At 69.2% G+C, this 24,619-nt stretch carries 18 protein-coding genes and 1 pseudogene; 9 read left to right on the plus strand and 10 right to left on the minus strand.

Features of this window, described 5'->3' with window-relative positions; genetic code table 11:
• Positions 1 to 15: 15 nt before the first annotated feature.
• A complete protein-coding gene (locus QSK10_RS20830) occupies positions 16 to 1,281 on the plus strand; it encodes a glucarate dehydratase family protein (RefSeq protein WP_285664586.1) in 1,266 nt (421 codons plus the stop codon).
• A 61-nt stretch (positions 1,282 to 1,342) separates the two neighbouring features.
• Here the strand turns inward: QSK10_RS20830 and QSK10_RS20835 are convergent, their stop codons facing one another.
• The gene (locus tag QSK10_RS20835) at positions 1,343 to 1,522 is read right to left on the minus strand and encodes a hypothetical protein (RefSeq protein WP_285664587.1); all 180 of its coding nucleotides are present in this window, start codon (positions 1,520 to 1,522) and stop codon (positions 1,343 to 1,345) included.
• Positions 1,523 to 1,579: 57 nt separating this feature from the next.
• Positions 1,580 to 2,212 (minus strand): hypothetical protein, encoded by a 633-nt coding sequence (locus QSK10_RS20840; RefSeq protein WP_285664588.1) that lies wholly within the window; start codon positions 2,210 to 2,212, stop codon positions 1,580 to 1,582.
• A gap of 79 nt (positions 2,213 to 2,291) precedes the next feature.
• On the opposite strand from QSK10_RS20840, the gene QSK10_RS20845 reads away from it, so the two are divergent.
• Positions 2,292 to 3,005 carry a thioesterase II family protein gene (locus tag QSK10_RS20845; RefSeq protein ID WP_285664589.1) on the plus strand — a complete coding sequence of 238 codons (714 nt, stop codon included), beginning with the start codon at positions 2,292 to 2,294 and terminating at the stop codon, positions 3,003 to 3,005.
• A 362-nt stretch (positions 3,006 to 3,367) separates the two neighbouring features.
• Here QSK10_RS20845 and QSK10_RS20850 read toward each other — a convergent pair whose 3' ends face one another.
• From QSK10_RS20850 to QSK10_RS20860, 3 genes are read right to left on the minus strand one after another with little or no spacing between them, the layout of a single operon-like run.
• Positions 3,368 to 3,892, minus strand: coding sequence for a hypothetical protein (locus QSK10_RS20850; RefSeq protein ID WP_285664590.1), 525 nt, complete (start codon positions 3,890 to 3,892; stop codon positions 3,368 to 3,370).
• A complete protein-coding gene (locus QSK10_RS20855; protein ID WP_285664591.1) occupies positions 3,889 to 5,457 on the minus strand; it encodes an alpha/beta hydrolase in 1,569 nt (522 codons plus the stop codon). Before QSK10_RS20855 ends, QSK10_RS20850 begins: the two co-directional genes overlap by 4 nt.
• A 1-nt stretch (position 5,458) precedes the next feature.
• Complete coding sequence (locus tag QSK10_RS20860) at positions 5,459 to 5,752, minus strand: WXG100 family type VII secretion target (protein ID WP_285664592.1); 294 nt, start codon at positions 5,750 to 5,752, stop codon at positions 5,459 to 5,461.
• A gap of 111 nt (positions 5,753 to 5,863) precedes the next feature.
• On the opposite strand from QSK10_RS20860, the gene QSK10_RS20865 reads away from it, so the two are divergent.
• The 5 genes and pseudogenes from QSK10_RS20865 to QSK10_RS20885 form a co-directional block, all read left to right on the plus strand.
• On the plus strand, positions 5,864 to 6,628 hold the full coding sequence (locus QSK10_RS20865; protein ID WP_285664593.1) for a DUF6585 family protein: 765 nt from the start codon (positions 5,864 to 5,866) through the stop codon (positions 6,626 to 6,628).
• A gap of 117 nt (positions 6,629 to 6,745) precedes the next feature.
• Positions 6,746 to 8,296: a TIGR02677 family protein gene (locus tag QSK10_RS20870; protein WP_285664594.1), complete on the plus strand. Its 1,551-nt coding sequence runs from the start codon at positions 6,746 to 6,748 to the stop codon at positions 8,294 to 8,296.
• On the plus strand, positions 8,293 to 9,477 hold the full coding sequence (locus QSK10_RS20875) for a TIGR02678 family protein (RefSeq protein ID WP_285664595.1): 1,185 nt from the start codon (positions 8,293 to 8,295) through the stop codon (positions 9,475 to 9,477). Before QSK10_RS20870 ends, QSK10_RS20875 begins: the two co-directional genes overlap by 4 nt.
• A 35-nt stretch (positions 9,478 to 9,512) precedes the next feature.
• The gene (locus QSK10_RS20880) at positions 9,513 to 13,529 is read left to right on the plus strand and encodes a TIGR02680 family protein (protein ID WP_285664596.1); all 4,017 of its coding nucleotides are present in this window, start codon (positions 9,513 to 9,515) and stop codon (positions 13,527 to 13,529) included.
• A gap of 8 nt (positions 13,530 to 13,537) precedes the next feature.
• Positions 13,538 to 14,737: pseudogene (locus QSK10_RS20885) on the plus strand (TIGR02679 family protein); the annotation flags it as partial.
• Positions 14,738 to 14,761: 24 nt separating this feature from the next.
• On the opposite strand, the gene dusB reads toward QSK10_RS20885, so the two are convergent.
• Both dusB and QSK10_RS20895 read right to left on the minus strand, forming a co-directional pair.
• Complete coding sequence (gene dusB / locus QSK10_RS20890) at positions 14,762 to 15,979, minus strand: tRNA dihydrouridine synthase DusB (RefSeq protein ID WP_285664597.1); 1,218 nt, start codon at positions 15,977 to 15,979, stop codon at positions 14,762 to 14,764.
• Positions 15,980 to 16,065: 86 nt separating this feature from the next.
• Complete coding sequence (locus tag QSK10_RS20895) at positions 16,066 to 18,204, minus strand: MMPL family transporter (RefSeq protein ID WP_285664598.1); 2,139 nt, start codon at positions 18,202 to 18,204, stop codon at positions 16,066 to 16,068.
• A gap of 208 nt (positions 18,205 to 18,412) precedes the next feature.
• Between QSK10_RS20895 and QSK10_RS20900 the strand changes: the two genes are divergently transcribed.
• Together QSK10_RS20900 and QSK10_RS20905 are read left to right on the plus strand one after the other, a co-directional pair.
• Positions 18,413 to 19,600: a sensor histidine kinase gene (locus QSK10_RS20900; protein ID WP_285664599.1), complete on the plus strand. Its 1,188-nt coding sequence runs from the start codon at positions 18,413 to 18,415 to the stop codon at positions 19,598 to 19,600.
• Positions 19,601 to 19,633: 33 nt separating this feature from the next.
• Complete coding sequence (locus QSK10_RS20905; protein WP_285664600.1) at positions 19,634 to 20,320, plus strand: response regulator; 687 nt, start codon at positions 19,634 to 19,636, stop codon at positions 20,318 to 20,320.
• Between the two features lie 51 nt (positions 20,321 to 20,371).
• Here QSK10_RS20905 and QSK10_RS20910 read toward each other — a convergent pair whose 3' ends face one another.
• From QSK10_RS20910 to QSK10_RS20920, 3 genes are read right to left on the minus strand one after another with little or no spacing between them, the layout of a single operon-like run.
• The gene (locus tag QSK10_RS20910; RefSeq protein WP_285664601.1) at positions 20,372 to 22,474 is read right to left on the minus strand and encodes a DEAD/DEAH box helicase; all 2,103 of its coding nucleotides are present in this window, start codon (positions 22,472 to 22,474) and stop codon (positions 20,372 to 20,374) included.
• Positions 22,471 to 23,430: a ParA family protein gene (locus tag QSK10_RS20915; protein WP_285664602.1), complete on the minus strand. Its 960-nt coding sequence runs from the start codon at positions 23,428 to 23,430 to the stop codon at positions 22,471 to 22,473. The genes QSK10_RS20910 and QSK10_RS20915 overlap by 4 nt, the downstream gene beginning before the upstream one ends.
• The gene (locus QSK10_RS20920) at positions 23,427 to 24,611 is read right to left on the minus strand and encodes an ATP-binding protein (protein WP_285664603.1); all 1,185 of its coding nucleotides are present in this window, start codon (positions 24,609 to 24,611) and stop codon (positions 23,427 to 23,429) included. The genes QSK10_RS20915 and QSK10_RS20920 overlap by 4 nt, the downstream gene beginning before the upstream one ends.
• Positions 24,612 to 24,619: the final 8 nt, after the last annotated feature.

Here is a 24,619-nt window from a genome sequence, read left to right on the forward strand (position 1 = left end):
TGGAGGTACGCGCCCATGACCGTCAAGCCCCTGCTGCCCATCGACGACGTCGTCCTGACCCCCGTGGCCTTCCGCGATCCGCCGCTCATGACCGCCGTCGGCGTCCACGAGCCGTGGGCGCTGCGGACCGTCGTCGAGGTCCGGGCCGGTGGCCTTACCGGGCTGGGGGAGACCTACGGCGACCTGCCGCACCTGACGGCGCTGCGGACGGTGGCGGCGGCGCTGCCCGGGCTCGATGTCTTCGACACCAACGGGCTGGCGGCGCGGGTGACGGCCGCCTCGGGCGGCGACCGGCCCGACCGGCACGGGCTGACCGGCGCGTCCAGTGTGGACAAGACGCGGGCGCGGCTGGTGGCGGCCTTCGAGACCGCGCTGCTGGACCTCCAGGGCCGCGCGCTCGGGCGGCCGGTGAGCGACCTGCTGGGCGGGCGCGTCCGCGACCGGGTCCCGTTCTCGGCGTACCTGTTCTACAAGTGGGCGGGCCATCCCGGCGCCGAGCCCGACGAGTGGGGCGCGGCCCTCGACCCCGACGGGATCGTGGCGCAGGCAAGGGAACTCATCGCCCGGCACGGCTTCGACTCGATCAAGCTCAAGGGCGGCATCATGCCGCCCGACGAGGAGATCGCCGCGGTCAAGGCGCTGCGGGCGGCCTTCCCCGACCTGCCGCTGCGGCTCGACCCCAACACCGCCTGGACGCCGACGACCGCGATCCGCGTCGCCGAGGCCACCGCCGGGATCCTGGAGTACCTGGAGGATCCGACGCCCGGCATCGACGGGATGGCCGAGGTCGCCGCCGTCGCCGGGATGCCCCTGGCCACCAACATGTGCGTGGTCGGTTTCGCCGACCTCGCCGAGGCCTTCGCCAAGCGCGCGGTCGGCGTCGTCCTCGCCGATCACCATTACTGGGGCGGCCTGCGGGCCTGCGCGGACCTGGCCGCGATCTGCCGGACCTGGGACGTCGGGGTCTCCATGCACTCCAACAGCCACCTCGGGATCAGCCTGGCCGCGATGACGCACCTGGCCTCGGCCGTCCCGAACCTCACCTACGACGCCGACACCCACTACCCCTGGCTGACCACCGATGTGGTGGCCGAGCCGCCGTCCTTCCTGGACGGTGCCGTGCCGGTCCCCACCGGGCCGGGCCTGGGCGTCGTCCTCGACCCCGACCGGCTGGCCCGCATGCACGAGGACTACCTGCGCTGCGGCATCCGCGAACGCGACGACAGCGGCTACATGCGCTCGGTCGTACCGTCCTACGACCCGGCGCTACCGCGCTGGTGAGACGAGGGTGGTGGCCCGCATGCCGGTGGGCCACCACGATGTCGTCAGATGTTCCCCGTCATCACGGGGTGCACGGTCCGTAGCACTTGGTGACCGAGCAGTTGCAGTTGGCGCAGCACCACCGGTGGTTGGTCGCGCACCAGCAGTCGTTGCAAGGACAGCGGTGGTCGCCACCGAAGGCCATCGCCTTCGGCGCCACGCGATTGAGGATTCCGTCGGCGATGCGGTTGAGGATGCTCATGCTGCCTCCCGTGTCCGGGACGGCCGAGACGGCGGCCGTCCACTCCCGGCAGGCTAGCTATCCCGTAACCGGGGGAAACCGCCCCGAAACCGCCCGCGAGTCACTGAACGCCCGCCCCACCACCCTGGCCAGCGCGAACAGCGCGAAACCGACCGCGAGCACCCCTGCGAGGAACCCGCCGACGACGGCGAGGAAGTAGGGGTCGTCCGGGTTCAGGAACCCCCGGTAGGACTGCACGTCGGCCACGAGGAAGAACACCAGGTACAGCAACGGGAACACCGTCCACGTCAGCGGCTCCCACCACCGCGTCCGGAACTGCCCGCGCCCCACCAGCAGGAAGTCCAGCACCACCGCCAGCGGCGTGATCAGGTGCTCGAACAGGAAACCCGTCTCGTAGAGCTGCGGGTCCATCAACGTCATCGACGTGACCGCGATCAGCAGCATCAGCACCGCCATCGCGCCCCGCAGCCACGACGAGACCCGCTCAGGCCGGTCCAGCGTCAACGCCAGTCCGATGTAGACGACCCCCGCCAGCGCGCTGCCCGACTGGCTCAGCTCGCGCAACCCCTCCCAGTCGATGAACGACTCTCCCGCGAAGCTGTAATAGATGGTGTTCCACACCCCGAACAGGGCCATGAACGCCACCGCCAGCCGCCAGAGCGCCCGCGTGACCTGTGCCTGCGCCTCCATGACGTCCTCCTCACCGTGTCGTGGCGGGATGGTAACCGCGTGGCACCATGATGATCTCCACCCCCACCCGGAGGTCTCCGTGACGGCCCGCCCGTGGCTCGCCGCCTTCTGGCGCCCCAAACCCACCGCCGAGCTGCAGATCTACTGCCTCCCCCACGCCGGCGGCGGCGCCTCCGCCTACTGGCCCTGGCACCGCGACGCCCCACCCGACGTCGAGATCGCCCCCGTCCAGTACCCCGGCCGCGAAAACCGCACCCGCGAAACCGGCCCACCCGACCCCTCGGCCATCGCAGATGCGATCAGCGAGACCGCGCGCGGCCCCTTCGTCCTCTATGGACACAGCATGGGCGCCCGCCTCGCCTACGAAGTCGCCACCCTCGTCCAACCGGCGGCCCTCATCGTGGCCGCCGCCCGCCCACCGGACCTCCCCACCCGCGGCCGCCTGTTCACCGCCCGCACCGACGAAGACCTCCTCACCGAGGTCTCGGCGATGGGCGGCATCCCCGCCGAGGTCCTCGCCGAGGACAGCCTGCGCGCGATGGTCGCCCGCGTCCTGCGGGGTGATGTCGACTGGCTGGCCTCGCGGCCGGTGACCTCGGCGAAGCTGGACGTGCCCCTCGCGGCGGTGTCCGGCCGCGAGGACGCGGGCGCGCCTCCGGAGGAGGTCGCCGGGTGGGCGCGGATGACGACGGGCGGGTTCCGCGAGGCGGTCCTGCCGGGCGGGCACTTCGCGCCGCTGGTGCACCCGGGACTGGTGATGAACTTGGCGGTGTTGATGGCGGGGGAGGCGTGAACGGCGCCCCGGGCGGACAGTAGGACTGTGTCTGGCCGGTGTGCCTATTCGTCTTTCCGGCGTCTACCTGCTGCTTTGTGATTTCTGCATACGTGGCTCGATCCGTGTTTCGCATACGGGGTGGGCCACGGATGGAGAGTCGGATCCGAGTCACGGAGTGGGCGACGGGGTCTGGTGAGGCGGATGGGGCTGGAGCAGCGCGTGCCGGGCCGCGAACCGCGCTGGCGGGATGCCCGGCGGGTGGATCGAGCACAGATCGGGTCGTTCGTGTGCACGCGAGCCGCCTGAGTTCCGGCGCGAGAGCCGGGGCACACGTCCGGCACACACGCGGCACAGTCGGTAAAACCCCAGGTCAGGTGACTTCAGGACGGTGACGGCACGAGCGCACCCTTGCTCGGGCCGTAGCGGGGACCGAAGGGAGCGGTGCCCGACGGCTCCTCGAAGCAGGGCGTGCTGATCGAAAGCAAGATGCGGCCGGTCTCGAAGGCGTCCGCGCGGACGACGATCTGGTTTGCCGGGTTCGTGCCGATGACCTGGGCCTCCCGGCCCTCCCGGGTCTTCTTGAAGTCGGTGATCGGCCAGCTCGCGGCGACCCACGCGTCATGGAGATCGACGATGTACTGGACCGCGTCAGCCGGATAGAGCTCGAAGGCGCTCGCGTAGCTGTAGATGCTGTCGGGTCGCTCGCCGTCCTGGCCGGTGCACTTGCCCACGTAGGGCTCGCCATCGGCCCAGACGAGAGGCGCATCGGCACGGGCCGCCAGTTCGAGGCCTTGGGCCTGGGCCATGCGCACGGCGTCGGCGTACGCGACGATGGGGATGTCCACCTGCTCGTTTCCTGCACACGCGGTGAGGGCCAGAGCCAGCATCAGGACAAGGCGCTTCACTCGACCACCATGCCTAGGAACTCGTTGCGAGGGTCGGTCCGTGTGGTCTTCTCGGGATGGTCGGCGAGGATCGCACCCATGTTGTTGAGGCTGATGCTGTCCTCGATCCAGTAACCGCTGTGGCCCGGCGTGTCCGTGAGCAGCCGGTTCGCGCCGAAGTCCTCCCCGGCCGGATCAGTGCCGTGGTTGCCCCAGTAGCTGATCTCGTCGTCATCGGCCGCCTCCACCCACACGTGCTCGGCACCCACGTGCAGGTCCTCCGCGTCGCTCACCTCGACACCGGGACTGCCGACGAAGAGGATGTCGTCCACCGCGAGGCCGTCTTCGGTGGAGTCGGCGATCCCGGTCAGCGTGGACCCGTAGCTGTGGGCCACCACCGTGGTGTGCGAGGGGATCGAGTCGTCGTGGGTGGCGTTCAAGGTGTTGATGAAGCGGTCCAGACCCGGTGTGCCGGCGTTGGCCGCGTTGTCCGACATCCCCGCCGCGAGGTGCCCGGGTTCGGCGAGGTCGGGAGCGTCCGGTGGGTCGTAGCCGAGCCAGAAGACCATGGCGGTCTCCGCGTCGGTGAACTTGTCCGTCGCGTTGTACATGGCGACCGTGCGGTCGAAGCCGCCATCCGGAGCGCTGAAGCTGGGCAGGTCCGTGGTCATCCCGGGCACGTAGATCCCGGTGTTCGCCGCCCGGGCGGGGTCTCCGATCGAGGCGACGATCCGCGCGTCCGGGTCCCGGTTCGGCCCTGGCGGTTGATAGGAGATGAGGTAGGCCCGCTTCTCCGGCGGCAGGTGATCCCGCGACTCCAGCTTCGCCAGCATGTCCGCCGCCGCATCCCGATCCCAGCCGACCTCGATGTCGCGGCGCAGGTTCCACCGGTTCGCCTCGTCGCGGACGCCGGTCGGCAGGCCGTCCATCGCCCCGGCCTCCTCCGGGTAGGCGAGCAGGAACGCGCGCTGCCCGGAGAGGCCCAGGCCGTTCCACCAGTCGCGCGCCTCCTCGGGCGACATCCCGTCGCGGGGTCTGGGCACGTCGAGGGCGATGCCGTTCTCGTGGGCGTCGTCGCGGACGTCGTTGAACTCGTGGGCGCCGACCACGCCGACCACGCCGATCCGCTCGGGCGTGATGTCGGTGACGGCCGCGACCGCCGATGCCTCAAGGGTCTCGGCGCGGGAGAGGATCCCGGCGATCGCGTCGGTGTACTCGTGGTGGACCGGCGCGACCTCGGGCGCGGTGACCACCCCGTCCTCGCCGACGGTGAGCCGCTCGGCGTCGGCCTGGAGCAGCAGCGTGCGCAGGTCGCGCTGGAGCGGTGTCAGTCCATCATGGACCTGCTCGAAGACGTCGGCCATGGCCTCGGCGCGCATGGCGCGGCTTTCGAGGAGTCCGCGCAGGCTCGCCAGGGATTCCTGCGCGGCGGTGGTGGCCTCGCCGGTCATGGCGGCGAGCGGGCCGATGACGCGGGCGGGCAGCGCGTCGTCCACTTCGTACAGCCGGACGGCGAAGCCGCGCCAGGTCGCGGCGGCGTCGGCGAGCGCGGCCAGGTCGGCGTCGCGGAGGCGGGCGAGGTCCACATCAGCCGCCGATGCCCGCAGCGTTGGCGGCGTCGGTGAGGGCGTAGGCGTTGGCGGTGTCGCGAAGGGCGCCGGAGATGGCGCGCAGGCGGGCGCGGGCGGATTCCTGGTCCGGCAGCCAGATCACGGCCACCAGGTCGCGGCTCGTCGTCGGGAATCCCCAGCCGGGCAGGCGATCGGCGAGTTCGGCGGTGCCGCCGTCCAGGACGCGCGCGGCCTCGGTGAGGGTGCCGGCCAGGTCCTCGGCGGCGTCGGCGGTGGCGTGCAGGGCGGGCAAATCCACAGAAAACAGCACGGAATGATGGTAAGCGGTCGGTGATCGAACTCCGCGGATCTACTGTGGATGCCGTGTCTGGCCCCGCTTGCGGGTTCCGGCTAGTCTCGGCGGCGACCGGGAGGATGCCGCATGTCCGCACACGATCCACAGGCCCGCGCACTGGCCGCCCAGCAGGGCTTCGGCGAGCTGCGCGCGCACTATTTGCCGCGCATTCCCGGCTACATCGGCGTGACGGTGACGGTCGTGATCGCCACGTTCGTCGCGGTATTCGGTTTCGCCGGCGGCGATGACACCACGTTCCTCGGTGTCATCGGGGCCATCGTCGCCATCATCGCGGCCCTGGGACTGTTGCAGCGCCTGTACACCCGCTCCGCCAACGCCGATGCCGCGCTGTACCTGTTCGACGGCGGGATGATCGTGATCGGCAAGCACGCCCGGATCTCGGCGTTCCGCTGGGAGCAGATGTCGGTGCTGCAGAACGTCACCCGCCACTACCGCAACGGCGTCTACACCGGCACCACCTACCGTTACACCCTCAATGACGGGCGCGGTGAGCCGATCGTCATCGGCGGTGCCTTCGCGTTTCCCGAGCAGTGGGGCCCGATGATCCAGGAGGCCGTCACCCGCGCGCAGCTTCCGAAGGCGGTGGACGCGATCCTGCGCGGGGAGACCCTGCGCTTCGGTGACATCGACATCAACGGCGGCGGACTGGCCGTCGGCCGCAAATCGGTGGCGTGGGCGCAGATCGAGAAGATCGAGATCAAGCAGGGCTTCGTCTCGGTGAGCGTGGCGGGCAAGTGGCTGTCGCTGACCACGAAGGCGGTCTCGCAGATCCCGAACGTCTTCGTGTTCCTGACCCTGACCGAGCGTTTGCAGGAGCTGGGGCGGCGTTAGCGGGCCTCTGTCTACCTCGTCTAGAGCAGCCGCACCGAACTTGCTCTCGGAGCCTGGCGATCGCGGAAATTCGAAGAGTGATCATTTCGCACCTCTGCGGCATACTTGTCTCCGGCAATGTCCCGACGCGCCCGAAAGCCGGGTCGCCTAAGGACGCCGGAGGGGGTCGCCTTCGTGCCCACGAGCCCATTTGCCTATCTCGATGCCCGCAATCCTCTGCACGCTCTGTATGTGCAGGTCATGAGCGTGTTCCTCGCCGCCAAGCGCGGATTCGTCGTGCACCTGCGTCCTGAGGACGTCGCCGCTGCTCTCAATGATCCCGTCGCGCCCGAGGCGATGGCCGCAGCACTGGAGCAGCTCTACAAATGGGGGAATCTGCACCAACAGGCCGACACCGGCCGGGTCACCGCCGTCGAGGATTTCAATCGGGCCCGCCATCTCTACCAGCTCACCCCAGAGGGGGAGGCCGCGCAGAGGGCCGCTGAGTTCTACGACGAGCAGCTCGGTAGGCGTGGATCCCTTCAGTCCGTCGCGCTGGAGGATGTCAGGGTGCGGTTGCGGAACCTCCGTGACCTCGCCGCCACCGCGGACCCTGATCCTGCCCTCGTGCACGGTCTGCTGCGTGACCTATTTGAGCGCCTCGATTCACTTGCTGAGAACGCCGTCGCCTTTATGAACGGCCTCCAGCGGACCATCGACCTCCACGATGTCGACGAGGAGTCCTTTCTCGCCTTCAAGGACCGCCTCATTGACTACCTGAAGCGCTTCATCGCCGACCTCGTCTCCAAGTCCCACGACATCGGACGCACCCTCGCCGACATTTCTGAAGCACGTGCGGACGAGATGCTACGACTGGCCGTCGATCGGGAAGCCGTTGACCTCGCTCCCGGTCCGGACCGGGACGCCGAGATCGCAGCCTTGCACGACATGTGGCGGGTGCGCTGGTCCGGCTTGCACTCCTGGTTCGGACGTGGGGCAGACCGCGGCAATCAGGCTGCTCTTCTGCGGCAGCGGGCTCGCAAGGCCATCCCCGAGCTTCTCGCCACCGTCGGTCTGCTTCAGGAGCGGCGAGCCGGTCGTAGCGACCGGACCGCAGACTTCGTGAGGCTGGCCCAGTGGTTCGCCCAGGCACCCGACGATGAATCAGCGCATCGTCTGTGGCGCGCTGCTTTCGGGCTGTCCACCGCCCGGCACCTGACCGGGACCGCTACCGATGAGGCCGCGCCACGCTTGAGTTGGCGGGACGCTCCGGTCGTCGAGATTGCCCCGCGACTGCGGGCCACCGGCCACTACAAGAAACGCGGACGCCTCGCCAAGGTCACCGACCGCAGCGCCGAGCGCGCGCACCTGGCCGCGCTGGTCGCGGCAGAGGCCGAGCAGACCCGGCGCGCCCGCCAGAGGCTGGCCACCGGCGTCCCGACGAAGCTCTCCGATCTAGGTGGGCTAGACCGGACCGAGTTCCGGTTCTTCCTGGAGCTCCTGCGCACCGCTCTGTCCGCCGGGCCACCCAGGAGTGACGGGCGCATCCGCACGGACACCGGGGACGGGACCCTCCGCATCATCCTCGAACCGGTTCCGGATGGCCCACTTGTCGAACTGCCCACTGAGGACGGCGTCATGTACGGCCCTGAGTACGTCATCACCATCACCGACCTGGCGGACACGTGAAGGACGCCCTCGAAGCACGAACCGCCGACGAGCGGGGCAAGGTTGTCCGCACGCTCCTGCGCACGCCGCTACTCACGCCGAAGGACGAAATCTTCACCCTGGCGCGCAGACACGGCGACGTCATCGCCCAATGGTTCGCGCGTGAGACCGGATGGATCGTCTTCCACAGCGCCGGTGCCGTCCGGCTGCGTAAGCACGGCATCCTTTCCGAGGATGGCAGCCGGGGTGCGCAGGAGGGAGCTGCTCCGTTCGGGCGGCGCAGGTACGTGCTGGTCTGCCTCGCCCTCGCGGTTCTAGAGCGAGCCGACAAGCAGGTCACTCTAGGGCGGCTCGCGGAGCGGATCGTGCATTACGCCACCGATCCGGTGCTCACCGCGGCCGGCATCGAGTTCACCCTGCGCGACCGTTCCCAGCGCGGCGACCTGTCGGCTGTGGCGAAGCTACTGTTCGCTCTGGGCGTCCTGGACCGGGTCGCCGGAGACGAGGACGCCTATGTCGCAGGCAGCGGCGACGTCCTTTACGACGTGAACAGGCACGTTCTCGCAGAGCTTCTCGCCAACCGTCGTGGCCCGTCCACAGTTGACGAAGTGGACTGGGCTATGCGCCTGGCCACGCTCGCGGCGGAGTACGCGCCCGACACAGACGACGACCGCAACCGCATCATTCGGCACAGCCTGTCCCGCAGGCTCCTAGATGACCCCGTGCTCTACTTCGCCGACCTCACCGAGGCCGAACGCGAGTATCTGGCCTCACAGCGCGTCCACCTCCTGCGGCGGATCACCGAGTTCAGCGGCCTGGTCGCCGAGGTCCGGGCCGAGGGCATCGCGCTACTCGACCCGAGTGGAGAGGCCACCGATTACGGGATGCCCGAGGAGGGCACCGAGGGGCACGCCACGCTCTTGGTCGCCGAGCATCTGGCGGGCCTCGACCGGGCCCGGCCCGGCGTCCCCGTCGCAATCACCGTCCTGGAGGCGCACATCGCGGCCCGCGCCCCTGAGTTCGCCTCCTACTGGAGCAAGGCCGCACGCGAACCCGGTGCCGAGCGGGAGCTCGTAGCCAAGGCCCTGCACCGCCTGGCCTCCCTGCGACTCTTGCGGGTGGATGGAACAGAGGTCACCGGACTGCCCGCGCTCGCCCGTTACGCATTCGCCGCGCCGAAACTACCGGGAGAACGATCTTGAATATCCCCACGGCAACGAGGCCCCGCTGGCAACCTATGCGGCTGGGACTGGTGGATATGTTCTATTACGACCAGCAGGAGTTCTGGTTCCGTGACGGCCGCATGATGCTGCTGGGTAACAACGGAACAGGCAAGTCCAAAGTGCTCGCGCTGACCCTCCCATTTCTCCTCGACGGTGATACCCGGCCCTACCGAGTAGAACCCGACGGAGATCCAAAGAAGCAGATGCACTGGAACCTCCTTCTGGGCGGCAAGTACACCGACCGGCTCGGCTACACCTGGATGGAGTTCGGCCGGGTCGACGAGCAGGGCCGGCAGGAATACGCCACCATTGGGATCGGCCTGAAAGCGGTGGCCGGACCGGGCATCGCCGACAAGTGGTTCTTCGTCACCTCCCAGCGTCTTGGTGCCGGTGGTCTCGAACTGGCCCCGAACGGCACCGCCCTCACCCGTGACGGCCTCACCGAGGCCATCGGCACCAACGGGCAGGTCGTCCGGGCAGCGGCTACCTACCGGCGGCTCGTCGACGACAAGCTGTTCCATCTAGGCGAGGACCGCTACAGCTCCCTCGTGGACCTTCTGGTGCAACTGCGGCAGCCACAGTTGTCGAAAAAGCCCGACGAGAAGAAGTTGTCCGCGGCACTCACCGACGCCCTCGCCCCCGTCGACCAGGACATCCTCGCCGACGTTGCCGACGCCTTCCACCAACAGGGCGAACAGCGCGATCAGCTCTCCGGGCTGATGCAGGCCGCCGATGCCACTCGCGATTTCGACCGGCGATACCGCAGGTACGCCCGGGTCGCGGCCCGGCGTCAAGCAGCCGGGCTGCGCGAGACGCAGTCGGCGTATGAAAAGCATGGACGGGACATCGCCGCGCTCGGTGACACCATCTCCGAAGCCGACCGCGCCTGCACAGAAGCCGAAGAGCAGAGAAACGGTCTCGGCAAGAGCATCCTGGTCGATGAGGCACGGCAGCGTGAGCTGTCAGGGCGAGCCGAGCTGTCCGACATTAAAGGGGCGCAGGAGACCCTGTCCGCCACCCGCGGGGCGCACCGTATCGCCGAAGAAGCGGCGCGGGCCGCTGATCGGGAACACCGCACCTGGAAACGTCGGCTGGACGAAGCCGGGGACCGGGTCGCCGCCAGCAGTGGGCGGGCCGCGAAAGCCCTTGCCGACAGCACAGGGCTGGCCCACGGAGCCCTTGTCGCCGACCGGCACCGGGACCTCACCGCATCCTTTACCGATTTGACCCGAACCTCCGATCCCACGACTGCCCGGAGGGGCGGTGAGGCGATCGCGGCCCACCAGGACCGGGCAGTAGAGCACGTACTCGCGTTGCACGTGGAGGCCGAGGCACGTGCGGTGGAGAAGGCCAACGCATCCGCGACGCTCGTTGACCGGGAGAGCCAGCGCGATGCCGCAGCGGATCGTGTCACAACGGCGACGGACATCGTCGAAACGGCGAGACGGGAACACGTCGCGGCCTGGCGCGGCTTCCACCCGGCCGAGTTCGCAGTCCCCGATCCCGATGTGCTCGGCCTCGTCGACTGGACGGAGACCCTGCATGGCCCCAACCCCGCCGCCGAGGCGGCAGTGGCCTCCGCGCGGGCGGCGCACTCCGCGCTCACCGAGCAGCGGCTGCGGACCGAAGCGGAGATGACGGCGGCCCAGGCGCGGCGCGGCGTTCTGCTGGCGGAGCGTGCGGAACTCGCCTCAGGCGGTATCCGTGAACCGGCCTTGTCAGCGGTCCGTGTGCCAGGGCGGGAGGGTCGGGCCGGCGCGCCATTGTGGAGGATCGTGGACTTCCACGACCACGTTCCCGAGGCAGCCCGTGCCGCACTCGAGGCCGCCATGGAGGCCACCGGCCTGCTCGATGCCTGGCTGTTCCCAGACGGGACGCTTCTCGCCGCCGGTGTACTCGATGACGCCCTCACTCCCGGTTCTGCCGAACACACCAACGCGACGGGCGTCCTGCGGCCCGCGCTCGGCGAGGATCACGGGGAGCTGACGGAGGAGACCGTCGGTGCTCTTCTACGGGCGATCGGTCTGGGCTCGGGCAGGACCTGGATCGCCGCGGACGGTCGCTACCGCATCGGCCCACGGTATGGACGTGCGGCGAAGCCGAGTGCGGAGTACCTCGGGCACGCCGCCCGCGAACAAGCCCGAAGGCGACGTCTGGGGGAGATCGAGACTGAATTGTCCACGATCGAGGTTGAGATCTTCGTGGGCCACTCCCGGCTGGAAGACCTGCGCGAGCACACCGCCGCCCTCGACTCGGAGCTGCGAGGGGCACCCAGTGACCAGGCCCTGCGTGATGCACACGCCGGCGCGGCCCACTCCCACGCGGAGCTACACGCACGTCAAGAGAACGTGGCGGAGGCACAGGAGCGCCTGCGGGAGCGTGACGAGGCGCATCGGGCGGCCATCGTCTCCCGCGATGATGTCGCTGCCGACCTGGGACTTCCAGTCGATGCGGACGAACTCAAGGCGGTTCGGGCGGCGGTGCATCTGTACCGGAGTGCGCTAGGCGAGCTGTGGTCGGCAATCCTGTCTCACGGCGAGTGCCTTCGCGCGGTCGAGGATTGCCAAGAGGAACTAGTAGGCGCAGTGGAACGACTCGAACATGTCACCACCATCCTCCAAGACTCGGAGGGTGAGCTGCACCAGGCCGAGGCTCGCCTCGAAGCGCTTCAGGATCGGCTCGGCGGGACCATCGCAGATCTCCGTGCCGAAATCGAGGTGCTCGGCATCGCCATTGGCCGGAAGCGGACCGAGCGGGCTGCGGCCGACAAGCGATTCCAGGACCAGAAGACGATTCTGGACCGCGCCCAGTCGAAGCGGGACACCCTCATCGACCTGCAGCACGACGCGGCGAACGAGCGCGACAGGGCTGTGTCCGAGCTCCGCGATTTCACGGCGACGGGGCTACTGTCCGTGGCGGCGCCAGAAATTGAGTCTCCCGATCCGGGCCAGGAGTGGGCGGTGGCTCCAGCGATCCAGCTTGCCCGCCGAACCGACGAGGCACTCTCCGATGTGGACTATACGGAGTCGGCGTGGAGCCGCGTGGAGCGCGACATCGTCCCCGCCTTCACCACCTTCGCCGACATCCTCAGCCGCCACGGCATGCACGCGTCGAACACGCTCCAGCATGGATGCATCGTGGTCACCGTCGTCCACCAGGCGAATACTCCCAGTCCCGGGGAGCTGGAGGCGCTGCTCCGCGCCGACATTGACCACCGCAACCGGCTCCTCACTGAAAAGGAACGTGAGCTCCTGGAGGAGCACCTCGTCAAGGAGGTCGGGCAGCACATCCAGACGCGTATCCACACTGCCGAGCAGCAGGTCACCGACATGAACGCCGAGCTGACCAACCGGCCCACGTCGACCGGGATGCGGCTGCGCCTGCTGTGGGGGCCGGCGAAGGACGCTCCAGAAGGGTTCGCGCGGGCGCGGGCCGTGCTGCGCAAGGACAACGAGTTGTGGACCCCGAGCGACGAGGAACGGGTCAGCGAGTTCCTGCATGAACGCATCCGGCAGGAGGCGGCCGCACGGCCCGAGGGGACTTGGCTGGAGCATCTCCGCAACGCCCTCGACTACCGGCGCTGGCACCGATTCACCATCGAGAAGCACCAGGGGGGTGGATGGGTGGCCGCCGTCGGGCCCGCGTCCGGTGGTGAGCGCGTACTGACCGTGTCCCTTCCGCTGTTCGCGGCGGCGTCCTCGCACTACCGCTCCGCACATGAGCATGCCCCTCGTCTGATCATGCTCGACGAGGCGTTCGCCGGGGTCGACGATGACGCCCGGGCGAAGTGCCTTGGGCTGCTGGCGGCCTTCGATCTCGACGTAGTGATGACCTCTGAGCGGGAATGGGGCTTCTACGCCACGGTCCCGGGCATCCGCACTCACCAGCTCGTCCGCCGTGAAGGCGTCGACGCGGTCTTCGTCAGTGTCTTCGAGTGGGACGGGCGGCGCTCGGCGCGTGTGCCCGCTACCTCCGGCCTCCCACCGGCGGAATCCGGAGAGCCGCCTACCACGCAGCCGACCTTGATGTGAGGGGCGACATGGACGCCGAAAGACTCCGCCGCCTTCTGGGCACCCCGGAAACCGCTTGGCTGCTGGAGCGGCTCGCCCAGCGGGTGATTTCGGGACGGGCGCTGACCGGTACGGTCACCCTGACCGGGGCCACGACTCCGCAGCGATCGGCCATCGCGCGGTTGCTGGGCCGCCCGGTCGGCACGGGTGGCTCGGTATCGGTCTCACTGGAACGGCTCGCCGGGAACCTGAGCGCGGCCGGTGTGGCCGAGGATCTGCGTGAGGCCATCATCCTCCTCACCGGCGCCTCAGATCGCAATGAAGACCGTGATCGTGTCGCGGCCGCACGTGACGAGCTCCTGTGCTGCCTGGCGTCGTCCCGTCATTCCGGGAGCACCTGGTACGACGCATGGCGCGAGGAAGTGGCCGCCGATGGCACCTTGACGCGGTTCATGCGGCGGGAACAACCCGAAATGATCGGGCAAGCCGTCGCCATCCTCGATCGGCTGCCGTCCGATGAACCACTACCGGGCCCTGTGCTCGCCGAGGCCGTCACAGGGGACACGAAGGCCTTGGCGGGGACCCCACTGGAGCGTCTCGTGCTACGGGCGCTCGCCGGACGAGCCGGCTCGCCGACGCCCACCACGCGGACCGCCTCCCGGACGGTCTGGCTGAGCGCCGGAGTGGTCATGGACGACATGGCTTCGCAGGTGCTGGTACTCGGCGTGCGGGTCGCCGAGGGGCATTTGACCGGTGGTTGGCTCAACTCCGCGGCGGACGCCGGAATGCCCTTTCGGCTCACCCTCCAGCAGCTCCACGCCTACCCGGTGACCGCCTTGGGGCCGAGGTTGTTCGTCTGCGAGAACCCTGCCGTGCTGAGGATGGCGGCGGCGCGCCTTGGGCCGTCCACACCGCCATTGGTGTGTACCGAAGGGCAGCCGTCGGCAGCGTGTCATCGGCTGCTGGACGCGGCGGTTGATAACGGTGTCCAGGTCCTATGGCGTGGAGACTTCGACTGGACCGGGGTCCGTACTACGACGGCGGCGATGGCGAACCTACGCGCTCTGCCATGGCGGATGACGACCGCAGACTATGCCAATGCGCTCGACGAAGGGGAAACGACGGCATTGACCGGGAGCCCGGCAGGGACTCCCTGGGAACCTGAGCTTGCCGAGACCATGGCTGAGCGCGGCCGGGCGGTGATGGAGGAGCGGCTGATTCCGGCGCTGCTGGATGACCTCGCCGAGGGCAGATCAGCCGCCGGAGTGCTCCAGGTCCGCCCCCGCCGGGACGGTGTCGTCCCACGGGTCGTCCAGCCAGCCGTCGGGCAGCTGGACGCGGGCGGGGGAGTTGGTGCGCCCGCGCGGCTGGCCGAGGACCTGGACGGGGAAGGGCTGGTCGTCGAGGGTCCCCAGTAGATCGTCCAGTTCGGACAGTGAGGACACCATCGCCAGGGCGCGGCGGGTGTCGCTGCCGATGGCGAATCCCTTGAGGTACCAGGCGACGTGCTTGCGGAAGTCGGTGCAGCCGTGCTCCTCGGCGGAGATCTTGCGGCGCTTCTCCGGACGCAGCGACACGCCCTCCTCGGGCGGGATCCCGGCGTCGGCGTACCAGCCGACCAGCAGCTCGGCGTGGCGGCGCATGAGGCGGGCGACCTCGTGGAGGGACGGCAGGACGCGGTCGGCGGGGCTGGGCTCGCGTCCGGCGGCGCGCGCGGCGAAGGCGGCGGCGAGGTCGGCGAACAGCCAGGGACGCCCGAGGCAGCCGCGGCCGACGACGACGCCGTCGCAGCCGGTGGCGTCCATCATGCGCAGGGCGTCGGTGGCCTCCCAGATGTCGCCGTTGCCGAGGACGGGCACATCGAGGGCGGCCTTGAGCTCGCCGATGGCGTCCCAGTCGGCGGTGCCGGAGTAGCGCTGCGCGGCCGTGCGCGCGTGCAGCGCGACCCAGGACACACCGGCGTCCTGCGCGATGCGGCCGGCTTCGATGAAGGTGGGCAGGTCGTCGTCGATGCCGATGCGCATCTTGATGGTCACCGGGATGCCGGAGGGCGCGGCGGCGTCGACGGCCGCGCGCACGATCTGCTCGAAGAGGCGGCGCTTGTAGGGCAGCGCGGCCCCGCCGCCCTTCTTGGTGACCTTGGGGACCGAGCAGCCGAAGTTCATGTCGATGTGATCGGCGAGGTTCTCGGCGGCGATCAGCTCGACGGACTTGCGGACGGTGACCGGGTCCACGCCGTAGAGCTGGAGGCTGCGCGGCGTCTCGTCGGGCCCGAAGGCCATCATGCGGGTGGTCTTGGGGTTGCGCTCGATGAGCGCGCGGGTCATGACCATCTCGCAGGTGTAGATCCCGGCGCCCTGCTCGGCGCACAGGCTGCGGAAGGCGACGTTGGTGATGCCCGCCATGGGCGCGAGCACCACGGGCGGGTCAACGACGTACTTTCCGAGCGTCAGGGTCACACCTTCGAGCATGACATGCGCTCGGCGGCGACCGGGAACAGGGACGACGCAGGTCACACGCCGGACGCCGGGGCGTGGCTCCCCGGCGTCCGGGCCCCTCAGACCCCGACCTCCTCGGCGACCCTGACCTGCGGGGCCGGTGCCGCCCGCGGCTTGCGGCGTCCGGGCATCCACCAGTTGGCCTTGCCGCACAGCTCCATCACCGCCGGGACGAGGATCATCCGGACGATGGTGGCGTCGATGAGCACGGCGACGGCCATGCCGAGGCCGCCCTGTTTGACCGCGATGTCGGGTCCGAGCAGGGAGGTGGTGAACACGGCGATCATGATGGCGGCGGCGGCCGTGATGACCTTGGCGGTCCCGGCCAGGCCGCGGGAGACGGCCGCGCGGGTGTCGCCGGTGCGTTCGTACTCCTCGCGGACGCGTGAGGTCAGGAAGACCTGGTAGTCCATGGACAGCCCGAACAGCACCGGGAACATCATCATCGGCACCCACGTCGCCACCGGCATCGTGGTGGGGAACCCGAGGGCCGAGCCGAGCCAGCCCCACTGGACGACGGCGACGACGACGCCGTAGGCGGCGCCGATGGACAGCAGGTTCATCACGGCGGCCTGGATGGCGATCGTCACCGAGCGGACCATCGCGATCAGCAGCAAAAGCGACAAGAAGATGACGACGGCGATCATCAGCGGCAGACGCGATTGGGTGGTCTCGGCCATGTCGATGGTCGCGGCGTTGGGGCCGCCGATGTAGATCCGCGCGGTGGACGCTCCCGGCAGCACCTCGTCGCGGAGCCGGTGCACGAGGTCGGTGGTCGCCTCGTCCTGGTAGCCGGTCTCGGGGAAGGCCATGAAGATGACGGCCCGGCCGTCCGCGCTGGGCTGGGGCGGGGTGGCGTAGGCGACGCCGTCGGTGTCGCCGACGATCTCGGCGACGGCATGAAGGTCGGTGTTCTCGGCGGCGAAGATCAGCGGTGCCCCGTAGCCGGGGCCGAAGCCCTCGGAGAGGATCTCGTAGGAGATGTGGCTGCTGCGGTCGTGGGGCTGGACGCTGGCGTCGGGCAGGCTCAGCCGCATCGACAGCATGGGGGCGGCCAGGACCAGCAGGACCGCGGTGGACAGGACGGCGGCGACCAGGGGCCTGCGCTGCACGACGGCGGCCCAGCGCTCGGCGAGGGTGCGGCGGTTCCCGGACGTCCGGCGGGCCGTGCGGCGGGGCAGCCGGAGCGCGTTGATGCGGTGGCCGGTGAAGCCCAGGAACGCCGGTAGCAGGGTGACCGCGGCCAGCATCGTGACCAGCACGATCACCGAGGTGGAGACGGCCACGCCGGTCATCAGCCGCTGCTCCATGACGAGCAGGCCCATCAGCGCGATCACCACGGTCGTGCCGGCGAACAGGACGGCGCGGCCGGCGGTGGTGATGGCCTTGACGGTGGCGCTCTCGGGGTCGTCGCCCTCGTGGAGGGCGTCCTTGTAGCGGGTGACGATGAACAGCGCGTAGTCGATGCCGACGCCGAGCCCGATCATCGAGGCGAGGACGACCGTGAAGTCCGGCGAGGGAACCAGGTACCCCACCAGCTTCATCAGCGCGAGGCCGCCGACGATGGCCAGCACGGCGGTCACGATCGGCAGGCCCATCGCCACCAGCGAACCGAAGGCGATGAACAGGATCACCGCCGCCGCCAGGAGGCCGACGCTCTCGGCCGAGCCCTGCGGGGGCGTCTCGGCCTTCTCCGCCTTCTGCCCGGCGAGCCCGAGCGTCACACCGTCGCCTGAGGCGTCCTTGACGGTGTCGACCAGGACCACGATCGCCTCCTTGGCGGCGTCCTTGTCGGTCAGTGGGACGGTCATGCGCGCGATCCGCCGGTCGTGCGTCACGAGGGTCTCGTCGCGGTAGGGCGAGACCAGCGGCCCGGTCACCGGTGAGGCGTCGAGATCGGCGATGACCGCCTCGATGCGCTGCCGGGCGGCGGGGTCGTCGATGCCCTCGTCCGCCTTGATCGCCAGGGTCAGGGTGTCGCCCTGCCGCTCGGGGAAGTGCTCTTCGATCAGGGCCTGCGCCTTGGCGGAATCGGAGTCCCCGCCGGCGGAGTTGTCGCCGGGTGCGCCATAGCCGAAACCGAGGACCGCCACCGCGATCACGCCGAGGATCCAGGCCAGCAGGACCAGGCGGCGGCGCCGGTGGCAGAACCGGGCCAGGCTCGCCAGAGCCCCGTCCGTGCGTGCGGTCTCGCTCATTGACTTCTCCTCAAACCGGGGGCGATGCTCGACCCGATCGTCACGGCGGGCACGTGCCACCGGCGTCGGCTCGTGGTCGCGTCCGGCGCTTTCGCCCACGGGCGTACGGTCATCCCTCGGCGGTAGGCCGGTACACCGCGTGCGGTAGCCGGACGCACCACACACGGCGGACGCGCGTCCCCGGCTGACGAGGGCAGGATCTCTGGGGATGGCGACGACAAAGACACCCGGCACGGCGGCCAAGGCCGCACCGCCCCTCCTCGACGCCTGTATCGGCCTCGGGCTCGCGGTGCTGGTGGTGGCCGCCAGCGGCGCCGACATCGGACCCCCGAGGGGCATCGAGCCCCGCCCGATCGACGCCGGGGCGCTCGCGCTCGCCGTCCTCGTGGCCGCCGCCGTGGCCCTGCGCCGCCGCTACCCGGTGCCGGTCCTGGTGGTTCTCAACGCGGTCGCCCTGACCTGGTCGGCCGCCCACTATCCGGGCCTGCTGATCCTGCTGGCCCCGCCGGTCGCCGGCTACACCCTCGCGGCCCTGCGCGGCTGGCGGTGGGGACTGGCGGGCGTCCTGGTCGGCGCCTTGAGCGCCCTGGCCTCGCTGCACCTGGCCTTCGGCGGCGCCGAACCGGTCGGGATCATCGGCAGCACCGTGTGGATGACCGCCACCGTCGGGGCCGCCGGGACGGCCGTCGGCTACTACCGGGGGATGCTGGCGGCCAGCCGCGCGCAGCTGGCCCGCGAGGCCCAGACCCGCGAGGAGCAGTCCCGCCGCCGCGTCGCCGAGGAGCGGCTGCGCATCGCCCGCGAGCTCCACGACATCCTCGGCCACACCATGGCCACCATCAGCGTGCAGGCCGGAGTCGGCATCCACCTCCTCGCCACGCGGCCCGCGCAGGCCGCCGAGGCGCTGTCCGCGATCAAGCAGATCAGCGACGAGGGGCTGACCGACGTCAAGGTGCTCCTCGGTGTCCTGCGCTCCGACGACGGCGAACCGGACCGGCCCCGCGCGCCTCGCGGCGGCCTGGACCAGCTGGAGGCCCTGCTGGACCCGGTCCGCGCGGCGGGCGTCCGGCCCGAACTCACCGTCCACGGCGACGCCCGGCCACTGTCGGCGGCGGTCGACCTCGCCGCCTACCGGATCATCCAGGAGGCGCTGACCAACGTCATCCGCCACGGACGCGCGCGCACCGTCCGCCTCGACCTGCGCTACGAGCCCACGCGGCTGGTGATCGAGATCCGCGACGACGGCACGGCCACCGGCGCCATCGGCCGCGACGGGCACGGCATCACCGGCATGCGCGAACGGGCCCTGGCCCTGTCCGGCCGGTTCACCGCCGACCGCCACCCCGGCGGCGGCTTCGAGGTGCGGTGCGAGCTGCCCACCGCCGAGGAGTCATGATGACGCCGTGCGCCCGATGATCACCCCCCGCCCATGACCGAACCCATCCGCGTCCTCATCGCCGACGACGAGTCGCTCGTCCGCGCCGGATTCCGGGCCCTCATCAACGCCGAACCCGGCATGACCGTGGTCGGCGAGGCCGCCGACGGCGCCGAGGCCGTCGAGCTGACGCGGCGGACGCGTCCCGACGTGGTCCTCATGGATATCCGCATGCCCGGCGTCGACGGACTCGACGCCACCCGCCAGATCGCCGCCGACGCCGGCCTCGCGCACGTCCACGTCCTGATCCTGACGACCTTCGACCACGACGAGTACGTGATCGAGGCCCTGGACGCCGGTGCGGGCGGATTCCTGATCAAGAACACCGATCCCGTGCAGCTCCTGCACGGCATCCGCGTGGTGTCGGGCGGTGAGGCCCTGCTGTCACCGGGCCTGACCCGGCGCCTGGTCGCCCGCCTCGTCGACCGCACGCCGAACCGCAAGGTGAACGCCAATGCGCTCGCCCGGCTCACCCAGCGCGAACGCGAGGTCGCCGGGCTGGCGGCGTACGGGATGAACAACGACGAGATCGCCGAGTCCCTGTTCATCAGCCAGGCCACCGCCAAGACGCACATCAGCCGGGCGATGACCAAGCTCGGTGCCCGGGACAGGGCTCAGCTGGTGGCGCTGGCGTATCGGCATCGGCTGGTGGATCCGCCGGGTGCGGGGTCACCGGGGTAGTAGAGCTCTTCGACGTGGGCTGGCTCTGCTGGTGTGCCTCGACGGGCGCACTCAGCGGAGGACGACGGCTTGGTCTCGGATGTGGGCCGCGCCGTCCAAGTCGGCGAGCCGTGCCGAGAGCGTTGCCACCGCGAGGCTTCTGGGTAGGGCCGTGCTGAACTTCAAGCCGGTGAGCGCCTGCTCGTCCGGGATCGGTGCACGGAGCTTGTGCGCGAGCCGATCCCGAAGCGCCGCTGTGGATGTGTCTCGTCGGAGCCGGAGCGAGTTGTCGGTGACTCCGAAGTCTTCGGCGAGCTCTCCGAGGCTCTCCTGGAGCGTGAGATTGGCGCGGTAGCCCGCCCAGGTCCACCAGCGTCGCTCGGAGTCTTCGGTGCCGATGATGGTGCCGGCGCCGTCGACGTGGTCCTCATGGCGGGTCCGTGCGTCGGCGAGAGCGGCTATGGCGCGCCTGGTCAACTGGACTGGCGGGTCGCCGCCGAGTAGTACTTCCCGGATCGCTCGGGTGAGCGCGAAGGACCGTCCCTGTCCGGTGCCGCCGGTGCTGTTCCAGCGGATGCTCCCCGGGGCGGTACTCGGCTCGACGAAGAACCGTCGGCGTTTCCAGTCGATCCAGGTGACCCGCCAGCTTCGTCCCGCCAGGAGGAGCACGCGCGGTCCCTCCGCGGGCGTGGCGAGGACCGCCGGGTCCACCCGGCCGATCTCCTCACGGCCGGCGATGGCGGTGAACTCGGGGGCGGCGGTGAAGACACTGGTGAGCTCCAGGAAGTTCCGGCGCCCGAACTTCTGCTCTGCCCGTGGCCCGATGAACAGCATTCCACCGTCGTTTTCGAGGTGGCCCTCGTCGATGAGGAAGTCCAGGATCGGGGCTGCGCTCGCGTCGAAGGGATGGAGTCCGTTCCAGCCCTCGATCCACAGGCGGTCACCGACGCGGGATTCCTGGAGGCATTGGGCGAGTAGCTGCTGGGCGACGATGTGCCGGGGTTCGGGTGGTGCCGTCACGGGCTCGACCCAGTGCCGTCCCCACAGGTGGAGGAGGGCGGCGGCGTCGAGCAATCCGGTCTCGTTCAGCGCGAGGAAGAGGCAGTTGCGGACGGTCCCCGATCGCCGTCCGGTGCGGCCGATGCGCTGAAGGAAGGATGCGACGGTGCGGGGCGCGTTCAGCTGGATCACCCGGTCGAGGTCTCCGACGTCGATGCCCAGCTCCAATGTGGAGGTGGCGACGATGACGCAGTCGCGGGCTTCGGCGAACGCCGTTTCGGCCTGCCTGCGCTCGTCGATGGACAGTGAGGCGTGGGACAGGAATGTGGTGACGTTACGTTCCCGGAGGGCGGCGGCGAGTTCCTCGACGAGTCTCCGGGAGTCGGCGAACACCAGCCGCTTCTCGCCTTGGTGGAGCGCGGCGATGACCTTGGCGGCATTGTCGACCGAGCCGACGTAGTCGAGCTCGACCTCCCCGGCAGGGGGCGGGTCGCCTTCCAGGACTTCGGTGATGGCCGGAACATCGGGCGCGATGACCTTCCCGGGGCGTACACCGGCCTGTGATCCCTTCAGCCAGATGAGCAGCTCGTGGGGGTTCCCGACGGTCGCCGAGCATCCCACCCGCTGAATCGGGCGTCCGGCGACTTTGGACAGCCGCTCCAGGACCGCCAGGAGATGCCACCCGCGGTCGTCTCCGGCGAATGCGTGCACCTCGTCGACGATGACCGCGCGCAGTCCCGCGAAGAACTTCCGGTGGTCGGTCTTGGTGGAGACCAGCAGGCCTTCCAGGGATTCGGGTGTGGTGAGCAGGATGTCCGGAGGGTCATCACGGATCCGCTGCTTCACCGACGCGGACACATCCCCGTGCCACATCCCGGTCCGCCGCCCGAGCCATCCCGAATATGCCTCCAGGCGGGGGAGCAGGTTGTTCAGGAGCGCTTTGATCGGGCACACGTACAGGACTGATAGGCCGGACCAGTTTTCGGTGACCATCGCCGAGAGCAGTGGAAAGGTGGCCGCCTCGGTCTTCCCGCCCGCGGTGGGTGCGAGCAGGAGCGCATCTTCGCCGGCCATCAGCGGTCCGACCGCCTCCTGCTGGAGTGGCCGCAGCCCCGGCCAGCCGAGGGTGTTGACGATGTGGTGGGTCAGCGACGGGTGCAGCTCGTCGAGGCTCACGGCTTGCGGACCCGATCGAGGCGGTCGAGGATGTTGTCGGCCAGGGCACGGAACTCGTCCCGGCAGATCTGAACGTACTTCTGCGTGCTTCCGATCGCGCCATCGCTGGGCCGCAGATCGAACATCGGCTTGTGAGCGCGCTCGGCGAGTTCCATCAGGCTGCCGTAATACCGGAGACGGCCGAGATCATAGTCCGACGGATCATCATCAGGATCGAGAAACGCATGCTGATAGATTTCGATGAGGTTGTCAATCCAGAAGTCTTTGGTCCGTCGGCGATCGAGCTTGGTGATCGTGTAGCCGAGGGGAACGGCTTGCCCAATGGATTGGGCGGCCGCCGATTCGGGATGTTCGAGGCGAAGTTTCGACCAGGCATCCCACCACTTTCGTACCGCCGGGCCAAGGGTGGAGATGCTGAGCTGAGACCGGAGATTGCCGTTCAGTGGAGTGATGAACGCATCCGCGGCCAGGAGTGCTGAGCGGCTGATCGCATCAAGGTTCGGGCCGATGTCAATGAGGACGAGGTCGGCGGAAACCGATTCTGCGGCCTGAGCTATGAGGCGCCGGAATGTGGTGATGTTCTCGATGGCGGCCGGGTCGCCGGCCAGGGCCGGTTGCCATGAGGCGGCTAGCGGGCTCTCGAAACGAAACAGGCCGACATGTCCCGGTAGTAGCCAAATGCCGTCATTGATCCGCCTCGGCCCGGGCAGTTCGATGGAGCTGTCGGCTGAGGTGAGCGGCGGTGCGCTCGGCTCAGCCAGCTCGAAGAGAGCCGGTTGAGGCCACAAGTCCGATGAGTCGTCCTCGGTGAGGAACACCCTGGTGAGGTCGGCCTGCGGGTCGAGGTCGACCGTCAGGATCGTGAGGCCGCTGCGCTGAAACATGTGGGCAAGGTGGTAGGCCAGGGTGGTCTTCCCTGAACCTGCCAGTAGGTCATAGAAGGCAAGGGAGATCACTGTGATCTCCTCATGATGACCAGCCAGGATGTCGCATCGACCACGAATTCGGGTTCGGGATTACCGTTGCGATTCATGGTTTCGATGATGCGGGAGATTCCCCGGCCGAACCGGTTGACGTATCCCAGAGATTTCATGGCCGCGGCCAGCGACGGATTGCGGTAGTCATTCGTCCGGGTGAAATTGTCGGGCCGTACCTGGCCGTAAGGGCCGCCGGGATTACTGATCTCGATCCGGTCGTCGAACCAGCTGATTCGGACGGCGGCGTTGGAGCTCTCATAGTTTCGGTGCATGATGGCGTTCATGCACGCTTCCCGTAGCGCCTCGATCGGGTAGTCCGGTCGTGTTTCCTCGCGCAGATCGCCCGTAGGGTGAATGGACTTGCGATTGTGGGCGCGCAGGAGTGCGCTGAGCGGGCGCTCCAGGTCGGTGATGTTGTACCGAAGCTCCTGGTCGTCGCCGATGTCGCCGGTGACATCCTTGCTTAGGTATCGGATGAATTGCACGTATGCGCCGGGGATCCGGTTTCTCGGATCGAATCCCAGGACCAGGTGCCCGAGTACGGTCGGCACGCCGTCGGCGTCGGTCATGCGGGCGGCCGCGAGCTGTTGCGGGATCGGCCGTCCGTTCTCTTCCAGGACCGACCTGTCCACTGTCGCCGGTAGGTAGTCGTGCCGGAAGAGGCCGAGGTCGAGTTCCTCGACCGTGCTGCCGAGCACCGGGTGGCTGTCGAAAGGCTGGTGGAAATGGATGCGCCGCTCACTGAGGATGCGCTCCTCGTCGGCGACGGCCTTTCGCGTCGACGGACCCGAGCGTACGTAGACGATGTTGTCGAACCGCACTGGAGGAGTCCGCGACGCCTCCACCCTGATCCGGATGACCGGCTTCCCCCGGTACGGGGCCGCGCTGACCTGGATCGTCGGGACGTCCAGGATCTTTCCCTCGTTGCGCATGTTGGAGAACGCGAGGAGCATCGCGTCGGAGGTGTCCGTGCCCTCGACCGGGGTGCCGTCGTCGTTGACCCCGATGAGGATGTCGCCACCTCCGCGACGACCGAGATCGTTGGCCATCGCACAGATCGCCTTGCGGATGTCATCGCGCTTCGTCTTCTGCGACTCGCGCTTGAACTCCAGGGCGATGGTCTCCTGCGTTCCGAGCAGGTCGGCGAGGTCCTCGGTCATCCTCTGAT

Origin of the sequence: Actinorhabdospora filicis, assembly GCF_030269765.1 — a bacterium.
GTDB lineage: Bacteria > Actinomycetota > Actinomycetes > Mycobacteriales > Micromonosporaceae > Actinorhabdospora > Actinorhabdospora filicis.